The sequence below is a fragment of the Saccharopolyspora aridisoli genome, from assembly GCF_004348445.1.
Classification (GTDB): Bacteria; Actinomycetota; Actinomycetes; order Mycobacteriales; family Pseudonocardiaceae; genus Saccharopolyspora; species Saccharopolyspora aridisoli.
The window spans coordinates 105,856-121,023 of the sequence record NZ_SMKV01000014.1 but is presented as its reverse complement, the minus strand read 5'-3'; the positions used below and the strand labels follow the sequence as shown (position 1 = coordinate 121,023).

Annotated in this window: 13 protein-coding genes and 1 tRNA gene; 8 read left to right on the top strand and 6 right to left on the bottom strand. The window is 69.3% G+C overall.

Annotated elements, in window-relative coordinates:
* Positions 1 to 46: 46 nt before the first annotated feature.
* From ectA to E1161_RS13765, 5 genes are all read right to left on the bottom strand, one after another.
* A complete protein-coding gene (gene ectA, locus E1161_RS13785; protein ID WP_235875009.1) occupies positions 47 to 526 on the bottom strand; it encodes a diaminobutyrate acetyltransferase in 480 nt (159 codons plus the stop codon).
* A gap of 434 nt (positions 527 to 960) precedes the next feature.
* Positions 961 to 1,698, bottom strand: coding sequence for a S1 family peptidase (locus E1161_RS13780; RefSeq protein ID WP_132623341.1), 738 nt, complete (start codon positions 1,696 to 1,698; stop codon positions 961 to 963).
* A gap of 183 nt (positions 1,699 to 1,881) precedes the next feature.
* Entirely contained in the window at positions 1,882 to 2,358 is a 477-nt protein-coding gene (locus E1161_RS13775; RefSeq protein WP_132623339.1) for a DUF2127 domain-containing protein, read from the bottom strand.
* Between the two features lie 107 nt (positions 2,359 to 2,465).
* Complete coding sequence (locus E1161_RS13770) at positions 2,466 to 2,921, bottom strand: GNAT family N-acetyltransferase (RefSeq protein ID WP_132623337.1); 456 nt, start codon at positions 2,919 to 2,921, stop codon at positions 2,466 to 2,468.
* Between the two features lie 241 nt (positions 2,922 to 3,162).
* Positions 3,163 to 3,235, bottom strand: a tRNA-Thr gene (locus E1161_RS13765).
* Between the two features lie 200 nt (positions 3,236 to 3,435).
* Here E1161_RS13765 and E1161_RS13760 point away from each other — a divergent pair.
* The 7 genes from E1161_RS13760 (at position 3,436) to E1161_RS13730 (ending at position 12,486) form a co-directional block, all read left to right on the top strand.
* A complete protein-coding gene (locus E1161_RS13760) occupies positions 3,436 to 4,884 on the top strand; it encodes a threonine/serine exporter family protein (RefSeq protein WP_132623335.1) in 1,449 nt (482 codons plus the stop codon).
* A 153-nt stretch (positions 4,885 to 5,037) separates the two neighbouring features.
* Positions 5,038 to 6,489, top strand: coding sequence for an alpha,alpha-trehalose-phosphate synthase (UDP-forming) (locus tag E1161_RS13755; RefSeq protein ID WP_235875008.1), 1,452 nt, complete (start codon positions 5,038 to 5,040; stop codon positions 6,487 to 6,489).
* Between the two features lie 132 nt (positions 6,490 to 6,621).
* Complete coding sequence (gene otsB / locus E1161_RS13750; RefSeq protein WP_207920235.1) at positions 6,622 to 9,171, top strand: trehalose-phosphatase; 2,550 nt, start codon at positions 6,622 to 6,624, stop codon at positions 9,169 to 9,171.
* Positions 9,172 to 9,320: 149 nt separating this feature from the next.
* Complete coding sequence (locus E1161_RS13745; RefSeq protein ID WP_235875007.1) at positions 9,321 to 9,932, top strand: DUF4178 domain-containing protein; 612 nt, start codon at positions 9,321 to 9,323, stop codon at positions 9,930 to 9,932.
* Between the two features lie 3 nt (positions 9,933 to 9,935).
* Positions 9,936 to 10,373 carry a DUF4247 domain-containing protein gene (locus E1161_RS13740; RefSeq protein ID WP_132623329.1) on the top strand — a complete coding sequence of 146 codons (438 nt, stop codon included), beginning with the start codon at positions 9,936 to 9,938 and terminating at the stop codon, positions 10,371 to 10,373.
* Between the two features lie 104 nt (positions 10,374 to 10,477).
* Positions 10,478 to 10,903 (top strand): DUF350 domain-containing protein, encoded by a 426-nt coding sequence (locus tag E1161_RS13735; protein WP_132623327.1) that lies wholly within the window; start codon positions 10,478 to 10,480, stop codon positions 10,901 to 10,903.
* A complete protein-coding gene (locus E1161_RS13730) occupies positions 10,900 to 12,486 on the top strand; it encodes a polyamine aminopropyltransferase (protein WP_132623325.1) in 1,587 nt (528 codons plus the stop codon). Before E1161_RS13735 ends, E1161_RS13730 begins: the two co-directional genes overlap by 4 nt.
* 63 nt (positions 12,487 to 12,549) lie before the next feature.
* Here E1161_RS13730 and E1161_RS13725 read toward each other — a convergent pair whose 3' ends face one another.
* Entirely contained in the window at positions 12,550 to 13,650 is a 1,101-nt protein-coding gene (locus E1161_RS13725; RefSeq protein ID WP_132623323.1) for a LacI family DNA-binding transcriptional regulator, read from the bottom strand.
* Positions 13,651 to 13,837: 187 nt separating this feature from the next.
* Between E1161_RS13725 and E1161_RS13720 the strand changes: the two genes are divergently transcribed.
* Positions 13,838 to 14,932: an ABC transporter ATP-binding protein gene (locus E1161_RS13720; protein ID WP_132623321.1), complete on the top strand. Its 1,095-nt coding sequence runs from the start codon at positions 13,838 to 13,840 to the stop codon at positions 14,930 to 14,932.
* The last annotated feature ends 236 nt before the right edge of the window (positions 14,933 to 15,168 follow it).

Below are 15,168 nucleotides of genomic sequence, written 5' to 3'. Positions count from 1 at the left end.
GCGCGCGGGCGCCCGGCGCTTCAGGGACGAACAAGATTGGGTGTAGTCAGGCGGCGTCGAGCGGCCCGATGCGGTACAGGTCTTCCCCCAGGTGCGAGTCGGGGAACAGATCAGCGGTGAACAACTCGCTGCTGTTGATCTCTGCGGCTCGGTCGCGCGCCAGTGCGCTGAATAGCTTGATCGACGCGGTGTTGTCCGGGGTGATCGTGGTCTCCAGGAACCGCACTCCGCGCCCCTGCACGCGGTCGAGCAGGTGGTTCAGCAGCTTGCCTGCCACGCCACCCCCGCGCTGGGAGGCATCGACGGCGATCTGCCACACCACGATGGTGTCCGGGGCTTCGGGCCGGATGAACCCGGTCACGAAGCCCACGACCGCACCGTCGACACGCGCCACCGCGGAGGTCTGCGAGAAATCACGACACCACAGCAAATATGCGTAGGACGAGTTCACATCGAGCACTGCCGAATCGCGGGTGATCCGGTAGAGCTCTGGGCCGTCCGCGACGACCGGAGCGTCGATCTCCAACCGTCCGGCTGAACCGCTTCCGCCATTTCGATCTTCGTGCTTATGGCTCGGTTTATCGCCGGTCATGCTTTGCCAACTTAACAGAACATCCGTGTTGAGTCAGGTTCTGGCGCCTTTCTTCCGGCATCTACCAGGCGATTCGCAATTTTACACGTGAGAAGCACTACAGAAACGTTGATCCGTCGTCTCGGCCGGTGCTAGCCCCCATCTTCGGGGTTTTGCAGGACAATTTCCGGCATATCCTGACCTGCGAAAACGCTGAATTCAAGACTGATCGGTGAACGTCGGGCAGGAAATCTTCCGGTGTTGCGAATACCGTCGGATCCGGTGGAAATGGCAGCGGGCGCACTCGCCCGGGGCCGGCACGCCCCGGGCGAGTGCGCCCGCGTGTGGGAGCCCGTGCCTGCGTCCGGGTTCCCGTGGAGAGGGGTCGATCAGACTCCGGCCAGCGACGAGATCCAGTCGCGGTACTCGGTGATGTTGACGTAGGCGGTCGAGGTCGCGCGGTCGCTCGTGGAGGCCACGCCGACCTGCTTGTCACCTGCGAACATCGGGCCGCCGGAGTCGCCACCGGCCGGGATGCCGTCACCGCGCGACGCGCAGATGGCCTGGCCGCCGCGGTAGTCGGTGCAGTCGCCGTTGACGCCGGTCACGTTGACGTCGGCGACCTTCAGGATCGGTGCCTGGCACTCGATCTCGGGCTTGTCGGTGCAGGTCGCGCCCCAGCCGTAGGCCTGGACGGTGTCGCCGGTGTTGACTGTGCCCGCATCGCCCAGCGGTGCGTAGTCGGTCTGCACCGCGTGGTCGATCTTGACCAGCGCGATGTCGGCGGTGTCGTGGATGTGCACCTCGCCCGGGATGGCGTTGGCGTGCTCACCCTTGGTCTGGTCGACGTCCCCGATGTTGAAGCTCAGTCCGTTGCCGTCAGCCGCGTCGGCGACGCAGTGCTGAGCGGTGAGCACCCACTCGGGGGCGATGATCGAAGCGGTGCAGGTCTCCTGGTCGTTGACGAACAGGCGGGCCGCCCAAGGTGCGCTGTCCACCTCGCGGCCATCGATGATGTACGGCTGGACGTCCTGCGGAGTGGTATCTGCTGCCTGAGCGGGCACTGCCAGCAGGCCACCGGCGATCACGGCACCGGCGAGTCCGGCGAAATTGCGGACGAGCGACACGTTGGTCTCCTTCGGTTCGCGGATTGGGCGAGGACCGAAATCGACCTTCACTCGACCGAGTGACGCTGTCCATTGATTGAGCACAAATCGCCAATTGCTGGGAATTACCCGCGTGACCAATTCCACGGATTTCCCAACGGAATTCCTGCTCCGCCGGTGTCCGGCGGCGCGGAGATCGTTCCGTCAGGCGGAGTCTCGGCGCAACTCCCGGTACTCCTTGATCACCAGCACGATGATGACGACGTCCAGCGCGGTCAGCACCGGCAGCACCCACGAGTGCGTCTGCACGCCGCGGACGAGCTCGAAGAGCACGAACACCCCGAGCGCGGTGATCGCGGCCGGGTACCAGCGGACGGCCTTGCGGAGCAGCGCGATGACCAGGACGAGCTTGATCAGCCCGTGCACCAGCAGGTAGCCGATCACGAACGCGCGGGCGCCACCGGTGAAGTGGCGCACGGCCTCCTCGAAGTGCCCGGCCAGCGGACCGGTCGGCGGACCTAGGAGGTCCCGGGTCACCACCCCGTGCGCCATCCGCGTCAGCGCGCGCGGCGGGAAGAAGATCAGCAGGACGCCACCGGTCAGCTGGCTCACGGCGTCCAGCCCCTTGAGCCACACGGCCGCGCGGAACAGCCGATCGGTCACCGTCGCCTCAGCACCCACGTCCCCATGATGCGCCGCATCGCCCGAGGGCCGACGCGCGGAGTCGTCGGGGCCCGGGACCTCGGCAGTTGCCGAGGATCCGCGCCCAGGGGCCGTTGCTCGGTGGCTCAGAGGAACTTGGTCATGAAGACGCTGCAGGGGTCCTTGCGGTATTCGGCGAACGGCTCGCAGTAGGCGAAGCCGTGTTTGAGGTAGAGCTTGCGCGCCGGCTCGAAGAATTCGGCGGAACCGGTTTCGAGGCTCAACCGGGTGTAGCCCATGAGTTTCGATTCGCTGATGATGTGCTTCAGCAGTTGCGATGCGATTCCGCGATTCGTGTGCCCTGGGTCGGTTCTCATCGATTTGACCTCGGCATGTTCAAGATCGATTTCTTTGATCGCTCCGCAACCCAGCACCGCGTCGCCCTCGCGCGCCGACCAGAACGTCACCCCAGGTCGGCGCAGGGAGCTGAGCTCCAGCGCGTGCGTGCTCTCGGGAGGGGAGATCGCCCGCATCTCGCTGAGGTGGCCGTGCAGGAAAGCCTCGATCTCCGGACCTGTCAGATCGTCAACGACAATGCGCACGAGCAAACCCCACCAGTATTCACGATCGACATCCGCTAGGACGGTATAGGGCGAGGTCGTCCGATGTCCAGCGCCCTTGTGGAAGTGATCGTCGACCCGTCGAAAAGAGGATCGTGATCGCGAGCGGGAGGCCGGGCGTTACATTCTTGCTGGTCTCGGGACCAAATTTCACCCCGATGGCTGTGGCGGAACGGGCACAGCCGTACCTGGTCAGTTAAAATGCCTGGTCAGGTACGCTCGGAGCCGCTGAGGGGACTCGAACCCCTGACCATCCGCTTACAAGGCGGGCGCTCTACCAGCTGAGCTACAGCGGCGACGCACGAACGATGTGTGCGCGAACATCGTAAGCGCCGCTGCGCGCGGGCTGGGAAGCGGCCACGCTCGCCTCGACGACCAGGTGATGGAAGCCACAGATGCCGAGTGCAACGGTCCGCTCATGACAGGCGATCCCCGAGGGGAAGATCAGCCACGGCGGCGCCCCGTTCGCGGGGCGCGGCAGGAAGGAAAGTCCGCGGTGGGAATCACGCAGCGCGCGCGTGGTGTGCTGCGGCGGCGCGACCCCGAGCAGACGACCGTCCCGGGTTCTCGCAACGTCGTCTTCGGGCCCTCGCTGCCCGACGAGTCAACCGTCCACCTGGTCCTGGACCTCGGCCTGCGCATCGGTGAGGTGCAGATGGCCAGCGGTGCGGGCGCCTCCGACGTCACCGCGACCATCATCGGCGTGGTCAGCGCCTACGGTCTGCCGCACTGCGAGGTCGACGTGATCTACACGTCGATCACCGTCTCCTGCTACCGGGGCACCGAGCAGCCGCCGATCACCTCGCTGCGCGTGGTCCGCAACCGCTCCATCGACTACACGCGGCTCGCCGACGTCGAGAAGCTGCTGCGGCGGATCACCTCGGGCGAGATCAGCGCCAGCGACGCCTACGCCGATCTGGACCGGATCACCACCGCGCCGCACCCGTTCCCGCGCTGGGTCGCCACCCTGGCCTGGGCGGGCATGGCCGCGTCGCTGGCCGTGCTGCTCGGCGGCGGCGAGGACCCTTTCCTGCCGCTGGTCGCCGCGGGCACCAGCGCGCTGGTCGACCGCATCGGGAGGTTGCTCAACAAGCGCGCCCTGCCGTTCTTCTTCCAGCAAGCCGTCGGCGGCGCGATCGCCACCAGCCTCGCGCTGGGCGCCTACGCCGCAGGGATGCTGCACGACCCGCCGCTGGCGATCGCCGCGAGCATCATCGTCCTGCTGTCCGGTATGACCGTCGTCGGTTCCATGCAGGACGCCATCACCGGCTACAACGTCACGGCGGCGGGCCGGATGGCCGAACTGGCGATGATGACCGCCGGGCTGATCGCGGGCGTGGTCCTGGCGCTCTACGTGGGCCTGCGCATCGGCGGCGAGAACGTGGCCGGGTTGGACGCCCAGTCGCTGGGCAGAGCCCAGGTGAGCACGCCGGCGCTGCTGCTGTCGGTGCAGGTCCTCGCCGGTGCCTCCACCTCGGCGTGCTTCGCGCTGGCCAGTTACGCGCCACCGCGGCCGCTGCTGATCGCGGGCATCGCTGGTGGTGTGGCGGCCGGGGTGCACGCGACGCTGATCGTGCAGGGCGGCGTGGAGCTCAACCCGGTGCTGGCCGGGGCGGTGGCCACCACCGTCGTCGGTTTCGCTGGCGGCATCGTCGCCCGCCGGCTGGAGATCCCCGCGCTGGTCGTCGCGGTCTCCGCCGTGTCGCCGCTGCTGCCCGGTCTGGCGACGTACCGGGGCCTGTTCGAGCTGTCGGTGCTCCGCAGCCCGGCCGGTGTGGCGACGCTGATGCTGGCGGTGGCCACCGGGCTCGCCCTCGGTGCGGGCGTGGTGCTCGGTGAGTACCTGGCGCAACCGGTGCGCAGCAGGCTGGGCCGGCTGGAGCGGCGGATCTCCGGGCCGAGGCTGTCCGGTCCGCTGCGCCCCAGCAAGCGGCGCCTGGACTGACCGCCGTTTTGCCGCGTTCCGCAACGGGAACGAAGTTAAGGCCCCATCCGGACCGAAACACGCGGGTGTGTTTGGTCCACACGAAGCACGCGGTGGCGGTGTGGGTTAAGTAGCCTCACAACTACAGGTGGATACATGGCAGGAGGGTTTCCGGTGAGCGAGGGCGACGGGCCCAACAGGAGTTCCGACCGGGCGGACTTCGTCGTGGTCGCCAATCGGCTTCCCGTCGACCTGGAGAAGCTGGAGGACGGCACCGAGCGCTGGAAGCACAGCCCGGGTGGGCTGGTCACCGCGCTGGAGCCGTTCCTGCGCGCGCGTCGCGGAGCTTGGGTCGGCTGGCCGGGCGTCGCCGACGTCGACGTCGAGCGCTTCGACGATGACGAGATGCAGCTGTACCCGGTCCGGCTGTCGGCCGACGAGTTCGCCGAGTACTACGAGGGTTTCTCGAACGCCACGCTGTGGCCGCTCTACCACGACGTGGTCGTGCCGCCGGTGTTCGACCGCTCCTGGTGGCACGCCTACCAGCGGGTGAACCGCCGCTTCGCCGAAGCCGCCGCCGAGGTCAGCGCCGAAGGCGCCACCGTGTGGGTGCAGGACTACCAGCTCCAGCTGGTGCCCGCGATGCTGCGCGACCTGCGGCCCGACCTGCGGATCGGTTTCTTCCTGCACATCCCGTTCCCGCCGGTCGAGCTGTTCATGCAGCTGCCGTGGCGGACCGAGATCGTGCGCGGCCTGCTCGGCGCCGACCTGGTCGGGTTCCACCGGCCCGGCGGCGCGCAGAACTTCCTCTGGCTTGCCCGCAGGCTCGCCGGCTTCGAGCCCAGCCGCGGCCAGGTCGGCGTGCGCAACCGGCCGGGTGTCGTGCAGGTCGGTGACCGGACCGTGCGGGTGGGCGCGTTCCCGATCTCCATCGCCTCCACCGAGCTGGACAAGCTGGCGCGCAGCAAGGACGTTCAGCAGCGCGTCAAGAAGCTGCGCGCCGACCTGGGCAACCCGCGCAAGATCATGCTCGGCGTGGATCGGCTGGACTACACCAAGGGCATCGACGTGCGGCTGCACGCGATGCACGAGCTGCTCGCCGAGGGCCACATCAAGGCCGAGGACGTGACGATGATCCAGGTCGCCACGCCCAGCCGGGAACGAGTCGAGCACTACAAGCAGATGCGCGAGGACATCGAGCGCGAGGTGGGCCGGATCAACGGCCTCTTCGGCCGGGTCGGTCACCCAGCCGTGCATTACTTGCACACGTCGGTGGACAAGAAGGACCTCGTCGCGCTCTACACCGCCGCCGACGTCATGGTCGTCACCCCGGTGCGCGATGGGATGAACCTCGTCTGCAAGGAGTACGTCGCCTGCCGCCACGACCTGGGCGGCGCACTGGTCCTCAGCGAATTCGCCGGGGCCGCCGCGGAACTCACCAGTGCGTTCTTGGTCAACCCCCACAACCTGGATGGCGTGAAGGACGCGCTGCTCGCCGCCCTGGAGATCGACGAGGCGGAGGGCCGCCGTAGGATGCGCGCTCTGCGTAGGCAAGTGCTCACGCACGACGTCGACCGCTGGGCGCGGTCGTTCCTCGAAGCGTTGGGCGCACCCCTCGTGGAGTAGCTGGCGGCAAACCGGTCCGGAACACGGATCGCGCGACGTCGGCGATACTGAGCAGAACCGGTCGCCAGCAGACGGTCTTCGCCGGCGGCGAACCGGATCGATCCATCCAGACTTGACCCGCCCCCAAGGAGTATGGCGTTGACCGCCGAAGCCCTGCCTGCGGAGCTGCGACGCATGATCGTGCAGCTCGCGCGGACGCCTCGACTTCTGGTCGCCTGCGACTACGACGGCACGCTCGCACCGATCGTGGCCGACCCGACTCAGGCCAAACCGCTACCCGAATCGGTGCACGCGCTGCGGTCGCTCGCCGCGCTGCCCGCCACCACCACGGCGGTGATCTCCGGACGCGCGCTGCGCGACCTGGCCACCCTGTCCCGGCTGCCGGCGGAGGTCCACCTCGTCGGCAGCCACGGCTCGGAGTTCGACGTCGGCTTCGTGCACGGCCTCGAACCCGAGGCCACCCAGTTGCGCACCGAACTCCAGGTATCCGTCCAGGACATCGTGCGCGGCCAGCCCGGCGTGACGCTGGAGGCCAAGCCCGCCAGCGTCGCGGTGCACGTCCGCCGCGCCGAGGACGACGTGTCCGAGTCCGTCCTCGACGCCGTCCGCAACGGCCCCGCGCGGTGGGAGGGCGTGCAGGTCACCGAGGGCAAGGCCGTCATCGAGCTCTCCGTGGTGCAGACCGACAAGGGCAACGCCCTCGACGCGCTGCGCCACCAGGTCAGTGCCACCGCCGCGATCTTCCTCGGCGACGACGTCACCGACGAGAAGGCGTTCGCTCGGCTCCAAGGTCCTGACCTGGGGATCAAGGTCGGCGAAGGCGACTCGCTGGCCGCGCACCGGATCAGCAGCACCACCGACGTCGCCACCGTGCTGGCGTTCCTCACGGAGGAGCGGCGCACCTGGCTCTACGGCGAGCAGGCGCCGCCCATCGAGCGGCTGACCATGCTGTCCAACGAGCGCAACATCGCCCTCGTCACCCCGGACGCCCGGGTGACCTGGATGTGCCACCCGGGTCCCGACTCGGCCGCGGTGTTCGCCGATCTGCTCGGCGGTCCCGCCGCCGGTCACTTCAGCATCCGCCCGCACGTCGGCGGCAACGGCGGGCAGCGCAGCCCGCTGCCGCTCGGCCAGCGCTACGTGCCCAACACCATGACGGTCGAGACCCGCTGGTCGCGGCTGCTGGTCACCGACTACCTCGCGCACGGCACCGACACGCACCGCACCGACCTGGTGCGGGTCCTCAGCGGCAGCACCACGGTGTCGGTGGACTTCGCGCCACGTCCCGAGTTCGGCCAGGTGCCGGTGCGGATCACCCCGGAAGCCGGGGGTCTGCGCGTGCAGGGCACCTCCGAGCCGATGGTGGTGTACTCGCCGGGCGTGCAGTGGGAGATCGCCTCAGACGGCGTGCACCAGTCGGCGAGGGCCGTCATCGAGCTCACCGAGGGCGAGCCGGTCGTGCTGGAGATGCGCGGCGGCACCGAGGACCTCACGCCCACCGACGAGCCCGCCCGTCGGGCCGAGACCGAGGCGTACTGGTCGGAGTGGATGAAGACCCTGTCGCTGCCGGAGGTCGAGCGCGAACTGGTGGCCCGCTCGGCGCTGACGCTGCGCGGCCTGGTGCACTCCGACACCGGAGCGATCATGGCGGCCGCGACCACCTCGCTGCCGGAGGAGATCGGCGGCGTCCGCAACTGGGACTACCGCTACTGCTGGCTGCGGGACGGTGCGATGACCGCTCAGGCGCTGGTCACGCTGGGTTCCAAGGCTGAGGCGGAGGCGTTCCTGGACTGGCTGCACCGGGTGCTGGAGACCGTTCCCGGCCCGGAGCGGCTGCACCCGCTGTACTCGCTGCAGGGCACCGGTCTGGGCCCGGAGGCCGTCATCGACAGCCTGCCCGGCTACGCCGGATCGCGTCCGGTGCGCGTCGGCAACCTCGCCGACCAGCAGGTCCAGCTGGACGTGTTCGGTCCGGTCGTGGAGCTCATCGCGCACCTGGCGCAGGCCACCGGCACGGTCCGGGACAACGACTGGGAACTGGTCACCGCGATGGCCGATGCGGTCAGCAAGCGCTGGTTCGAGCCCGACCACGGCATCTGGGAGGAGCGCGACGCGCCCCGGCACCACGTCTACTCCAAGGTGATGTGCTGGGTGACCCTGGACCGCGCGATCAAGATCGCCGAGGCCTACGGCCGCGAGGTCGAGGACGGCTGGGTCCCGCTGCGCGACCAGATCTCCGAGGACGTGGTGAAGAACGGCTGGCACCCGGACGTGCAGGCGTTCACCACCGCCTACGAGGGTTCCGACCTCGACGCGGCCTCGCTCTACGTCGGGTTGTCGGGGTTGATCGACCCGTCCGACGAGCGGTTCCGCGCCACCGTCACCGCGATCGAGGCGGAGCTGCGCAGCGGCTCCACCGTCTACCGCTACCGGCGGGACGACGGTCTGCCGGGTGACGAGGGCGGTTTCCACCTCTGCGCGGCGTGGCTGATCGAGTCCTACCTGCTCACCGGTCGCCGCACCGAGGCCGAGGAGCTCTTCCAGCAGATCGTGGACACCGCCGGGCCGACCGGCCTGCTGTCCGAGGAGTACGACCCGATCGCGGAGCGCTCCCTGGGCAACCACCCGCAGGCGTACTCCCACCTGGGCCTGATCCGCTGCGCCCAGCTGCTGTCCGCCTGATCAACCCTGGAACGGGCCGCTCACCGATCGGGTGAGCGGCCCTTCTCCTCTTCCCGCCGCGATTGGTCACGTTTCGGGGTTTTGGGCCACTCGGGTGATCCGCGAGCGATAGCCTCGGCCCGGAAATCGCGCGGAAGGGGCGTACCGGAATGGCCGAAATGCTGGTCGTCTTGGTGTTGCTGCTGGTTGTGGTCGGGGTCGTCGCCGTGGTGCTCGGGATGCGGGCGCGGCGGGCGGCCCGGCAGGGGGAGTCCCGGGCAGGAGTGCCGCAGGACCCCTTCGGGACCGGCGACCAGGACTCGTTGCGAGGTGATCCCCGTGCGCTCAAGGCCGGGGACATCGTGGAGATCCGCTCGACCACCTACACCGTGCGCGGGAGCCTCCGGCTCGACGAGGGCGGTTGGGGCTGGTCGGAGCACCTGCTCGACGACGCCAAGGGCACGCAGCTGTGGCTGGCGGTCGAGGAGGACCCGGACCTGGTCCTGACGCTGTGGAAGCCGGTCACCGGCGTCGGTGCCCCTGGTGAGGCGACCGTTGAGCACGACGGCCGCACCTACCGCTCGGGCGAGTCGGGCTCGGCGACCTTCCGCAGCGAGGCCACGACGGGTCTCGATGCCGAGGGAACCGTGCGCTACCACGACTACGAGGCCTCCGACGGCGCGCTGCTGGGCTTCGAGTCCTACGGCGGCGCCGCGTGGGAGGCCTCCGCGGGCGAGGAGCTCGGCCGCTACGACGTGCTCATCTACCCGACGGCGGATTGATCGATGAAACACAAGTACTGGTTCGTCATCGCGGCGGTGGCCGTGGTGATCGCCTTGATCGTCGGGCTCGTGATGATCTTCTCCGGTGGTGGCGGGGCGCGCGGCTACGTCGCGCAGACCTACACGCGCGCCGCGCACCTCGACATCGCCGGTGACGACGACAACGAGGCCTACACCAGCCCGAAGCCACCGCAGACCGTCGCCGCCGAGATCACCGCCAAGTGGCGTCCGCAGGCGCAGTCCTCCGACGCCTCGGGCATCTACTTGCGCTACTCCGACGACGCCGTGATCATCCAGCCGCACCAGCGCGGATCGGTCATCCACCTGATGGACGCCGACCGCGCCTACCACCGCTACCACAGCCACGTCGGTCACGTGTGGGGCTGGACGTCCACGCGCGGCGAGAGCTTCCGCGGCGGCGGACCGGGAGTCGGCAAATGATGAGCGGACTCGCCGCCGGAACCGCGCACCGACCACGACCTCCGCGGGCGGCTCCGGCCGGGCCCCCGCGCTGACGCACCACGACACGGGAAGGGCACACCACCTTGCTCAACGAACTGCTCGCCGGCCTGCTCGCCGCGGTCGCCTACGGGGTGATCGGCGTGGCGATGATGGCCCTCGGCTACGTGCTCGTCGACCTCGCCACCCCCGGCAAGCTGCGCGACCTGATCTGGGTCAACCGCAACCCGAACGCCGCGCTGCTGCTGGTCTCCGGCCTGATCGGCGTCGGGATCATCCTCACCACCGCGATCATGGCCAGCGCCAACGACCTGCTGCTCGGCCTGGTCGGCACGGTCGCCTACGGCCTGCTCGGGATGGTGCTGATGAGCCTGTCGTTCCTGCTCATCGATGCCATCACGCCGGGCAAGCTCGGTGACGAGCTGGCCTCGCCGAACATGCACCCGGCCACCTGGGTGTCGGCTGCTGCGCACGTGGTGATCGCGGTGCTCATGGCCGCATCGATCTATTGACGACCACCGAAGCCGCTCCGGCGCAGGACGAGACCGCTGGAGCACCGCGAGGCCGCACCGCGCGGTTCGCGGTGCTGGTGGCCGTGTTCGTCTGCGCCGCGTGCGGACTGGTCTACGAGCTCGCGCTGGTCGCGCTCGGCAGTTACCTGATCGGCGACACCATCGGGCAGGCATCGATCGTGCTGTCGCTGATGGTGTTCGCGATGGGCATCGGCGCGCTGACCGCGAAACCCCTGCAACCGTGGGCCGCTGCCGCCTTCGCCGGGATCGAGCTGCTGCTGGCGCTGCTCGGCGGGCTCAGCGTTCTCGGGCTGTACGCGGCGTTCGCGTGGCTGAGCCTGTACTTACCGGCGCTGATCGCGACGGCGCTGGTGCTGGGACTGCTGATCGGTGCCGAGATCCCGCTGCTGATGGTGCTGCTGCAGCGCATCCGCAGGCAGGACGCGGGTTCCGCGGTGGCCGACCTGTTCGCGGCCGACTACGTCGGTGGGCTCGTGGGCGGCCTGGCCTTCCCGTTCCTGCTGCTGCCGCTGTTCGGGCAGGTGCAGGGTGCCCTGCTGGTCGGGATGGTCAACGCCGCAGCCGGTTTGGGCCTGGTGCTCACGGTGTTCCGCCGCGAGCTGACCAAGCGCGCCCGACTGCTGCTGATCGGCGCGTCGATGCTGGTCGGCGGCCTGCTGCTGGGGGCGTACGCGTTCGCCGACGACTTCGAGATCACCGCCCGGCAGGCGCTCTACGCCCATCCCGTGGTGCACGCCGAGCGCTCGCCCTACCAGGACGTGGTGCTCACCGAGTCGGTGTCGCTGAGCGGGGCGAAGGACACCCGGATGTACCTCAACGGCGATCTCCAGTTCAGCTCGGTCGACGAGTACCGCTACCACGAGGCGCTGGTCCACCCGGCGATGAACGGCCCGCGCGAGCGGGTCCTGGTCCTCGGCGGCGGAGACGGCCTGGCGGTGCGGGAGGTCCTGCGCTACCCCGATGTCCGGGACGTGACGCTGGTCGACCTCGACCCGGCGGTGCTAAAACTGGCACGCACGGATCCGCGCGTGTCCTCGCTGAACCGCAACGCCTTCGACGACCCGCGGGTGCGCGCGGTGGCGGGCGACGCCTTCAGCTGGCTGCGGGAGAACCGCGAGCGCTACGACGTCGTCCTGGTCGACATGCCCGACGCGGACTCCACCGCCACGGCCAAGCTGTACTCGGCGGAGTTCTACGGCCTGGTCTCCCAGGCCATGTCCGACCACGCCCGCGCGGTCGTGCAGGCGGGATCGCCGTACTTCGCGCCGAAGGCGTACTGGTGCGTCGAGGCCACGCTGCGCTCGCTGGGCCTGCGCACCACGCCCTACGAGGTGTCGGTCCCCGCCTTCGGCGAGTGGGGGTTCCACCTGTTCACGCAGGAGGGGCCGCCGGAACCGCGCTTGCCGCAGGACGTTCCGCCGCTGCGCTCGCTCGACGCCGAAACCCTGCGCGCCGCCCAGACCTTCCCGCCGGACCGCGCCCGGCTCCCGGATCTCGCGCCCTCGACGCTGATGCACCCCACGATCCTCGACTACGCCCAGGGCGAGTGGGTCAACTACTGACTCCGGACGTGAACGATCGCCGCCCACCTGAGGTGAACGGCGATCCCTCCGCGGCTGCGGGAATCAGGGGCCGAACCAGAACTCCTCGCCGGAGCGGGGCGGACCCGACGTCGATCCGGTGATCAGCTGCGTTTCGAGCTGGATGTGACGGGGACGGCTCGGTTCGCTGGTCTCCAGCAGGAGGCGACCCGCCGCGCGGCCCTTCTCAAGCCAGGGCTGGCGGACCGTGGTGAGCCCGGCGCGCTCGGCGTCCGGGATGCCGTCGAAACCGGTGATGGTCAGGTCTTCCGGCACGCGCAGGCCGCGGTTACCGGCCTCGCGCAGCGCGCCGAGCGCCAGGATGTCCGAGGTGCACACCAGCGCGGTGATCTCCGGGTCGATCTCCAGCGCCTGAGCGGCGGCGGAGGCGCCCGAGTCGAGGGTGTGGTCGAAGCGCTCCACCACGGGCACCGTCGTCCAGTCCACGCCGGCCTCGCTGAACTCCTCGGCGAGCGCGGTCAACCGAGCCTTCTGCACGTGGAAGCTGGCGTTGGCCTGCCGCTGCACGGTGGCCGGGCCGTCGTTGCGGCCGCGCGCCAGGCGCATGCACAGCACGCCGATGCGCCGGTGCCCGAGACCGATCAGGTGATCTGCGACTGCCTTGATGGCCTTGCGGTCGTCCGGCCCGACCCAGTCCAGGTTGTCCAGGCGCGGCTGGTCGCAGACCACCACGGGCACGGGGCGTTCCAGCACGGCGGCCAGGTGCGGGTCGTCCTCGGGAACGGAGTAGACGACGAAGCCGTCGACACCGGCGCGGTGCACCGCCGCGACGTCCTCGCGCTCCGGGCTGGCCGGTATGAGGGTGAGGCCCTGTCCGGCGTCCTCGCAAGCGAGCGCGAGTCCTTCCAGGAATCCGACGGCGCCGGGGTCGCGGAAGGCGTAGGAGAGGTTCTCGGTGAGGAGCAGGCCGACGGCACCCGCCTTGCGGGTGCGCAGCGAGCGCGCGACAGGGTCCGGTCCGGGGTAGCCGAGCCGCCGCGCCGTCTCCAGGACGCGCTTGCGCAGCTCAGGGGACAGCTGATCCGGACGGTTGTAGGCGTTCGACACCGTCGTCCGGGAAACCCCGAGTTCCGCAGCGAGCGACGCGAGGGTCGCAGGCCGCCGGGCATTCGTTGACCGCGCCATGGAGGAACCGTAACGGTTCAGAACCCGAGCGTGAAGCGAGCATGACCTACGTCCCACTGATGTTCGAATGGTGAACACGGAGCGACGCGGAGTGATCACGCTCCGGAATTGGTTCAGTCGGTGGGGTGACGTTCGGACAAAACGACGCTACTTTCTCGGGGACCGATTGTAGTGAAGGGTGTCACAAATGGCTGAGGTCGCGTACGTCAACGCCTCTCGCGTATATCCCGGCAGCCCGCCGGTCAAGGCGGTTGACCAGCTGGAACTGGACGTCGCCGACGGCGAGTTCCTCGTTCTGGTGGGGCCCTCCGGCTCCGGAAAGTCCACCGCGCTGCGCATGCTGGCCGGACTCGAGGACATCGACGAGGGTGGTATTTCCATCGGTGGCAACGATGTCACCAACACTCCGCCCAAGGCTCGGGACATCGCGATGGTGTTCCAGTCCTACGCGCTCTACCCGCACATGACGGTCGCCGAGAACATGGGCTTCGCGCTCAAGCTCCGCAAGGCGCCCAAGGCGGTCATCAACGAGAAGGTGACCGAGGCCGCGCGGATGCTGGACCTCGAGAAGTACCTGGACCGCAAGCCCAAGGCGCTCTCCGGCGGTCAGCGCCAGCGGGTCGCGATGGGACGCGCGATCGTCCGCGAGCCCAGCGTCTTCCTGATGGACGAGCCGCTGTCCAACCTGGACGCGAAGCTGCGCGTGGAGACCCGGGCCAACATCGCCGCGCTGCAGAAGCGGCTGGGGACCACGACCATCTACGTCACCCACGACCAGGTCGAGGCGATGACGATGGGCCACCGCGTGGCAGTGCTCAAGGACGGTTTGCTGCAGCAGGTGGCGACCCCGCGCGAGCTCTACGAGAACCCGGCCAACGCGTTCGTCGCGGGCTTCATCGGCTCGCCGGCGATGAACCTCAAGACGGTCCCGCTGACCAGCGAGGGCGCGGTGCTGGACGGCACCACGGTCCCCCTGTCCCGCGAGGCGATGGCCGCTGCCGGCGATCTCGAGGAGGTCACCTTCGGCGTTCGCCCGGAGGCATTGGAGCTGGCCTCCAGCGACGCCGACGGTCTGGACATGACCGTCGAGCTCGTCGAGGAACTGGGCGCGGACGCGCTGATCCACGGCTCGATCTCGGTCGGCGGCTCCTCGGAGCGCTTCGTGGTCCGCGCCGACGGCCGCACGCCTCCGGCCCTGGGGCAGCAGGTCAAGGTCGCCCTGCGCGACGCGGGCGAGGTGCACCTGTTCCACCCCGAGACGGGTGACCGCCTGGCCGCCTGATCTCGGACGGCTGCTGGTGGTCCCGCTGCTCGGCGGTCGGGCGGCGGAACCCGAACGGAAAAGCGCAGCGGTGACGGCTGCGAGGGTGGTTCCACGCCTCGCGCCGCGCCGCTCGCGCGAGATCTTGAGAGCAGTTCCGATCGCCGCTGCCTCCTGCGGGGCAGGTGATCTCGCGAACGCCTCCGCCTGGTTCCCGGGCGGAGGCGTTCTTGCTGCGTGTGGTCGATGTCGCGTTC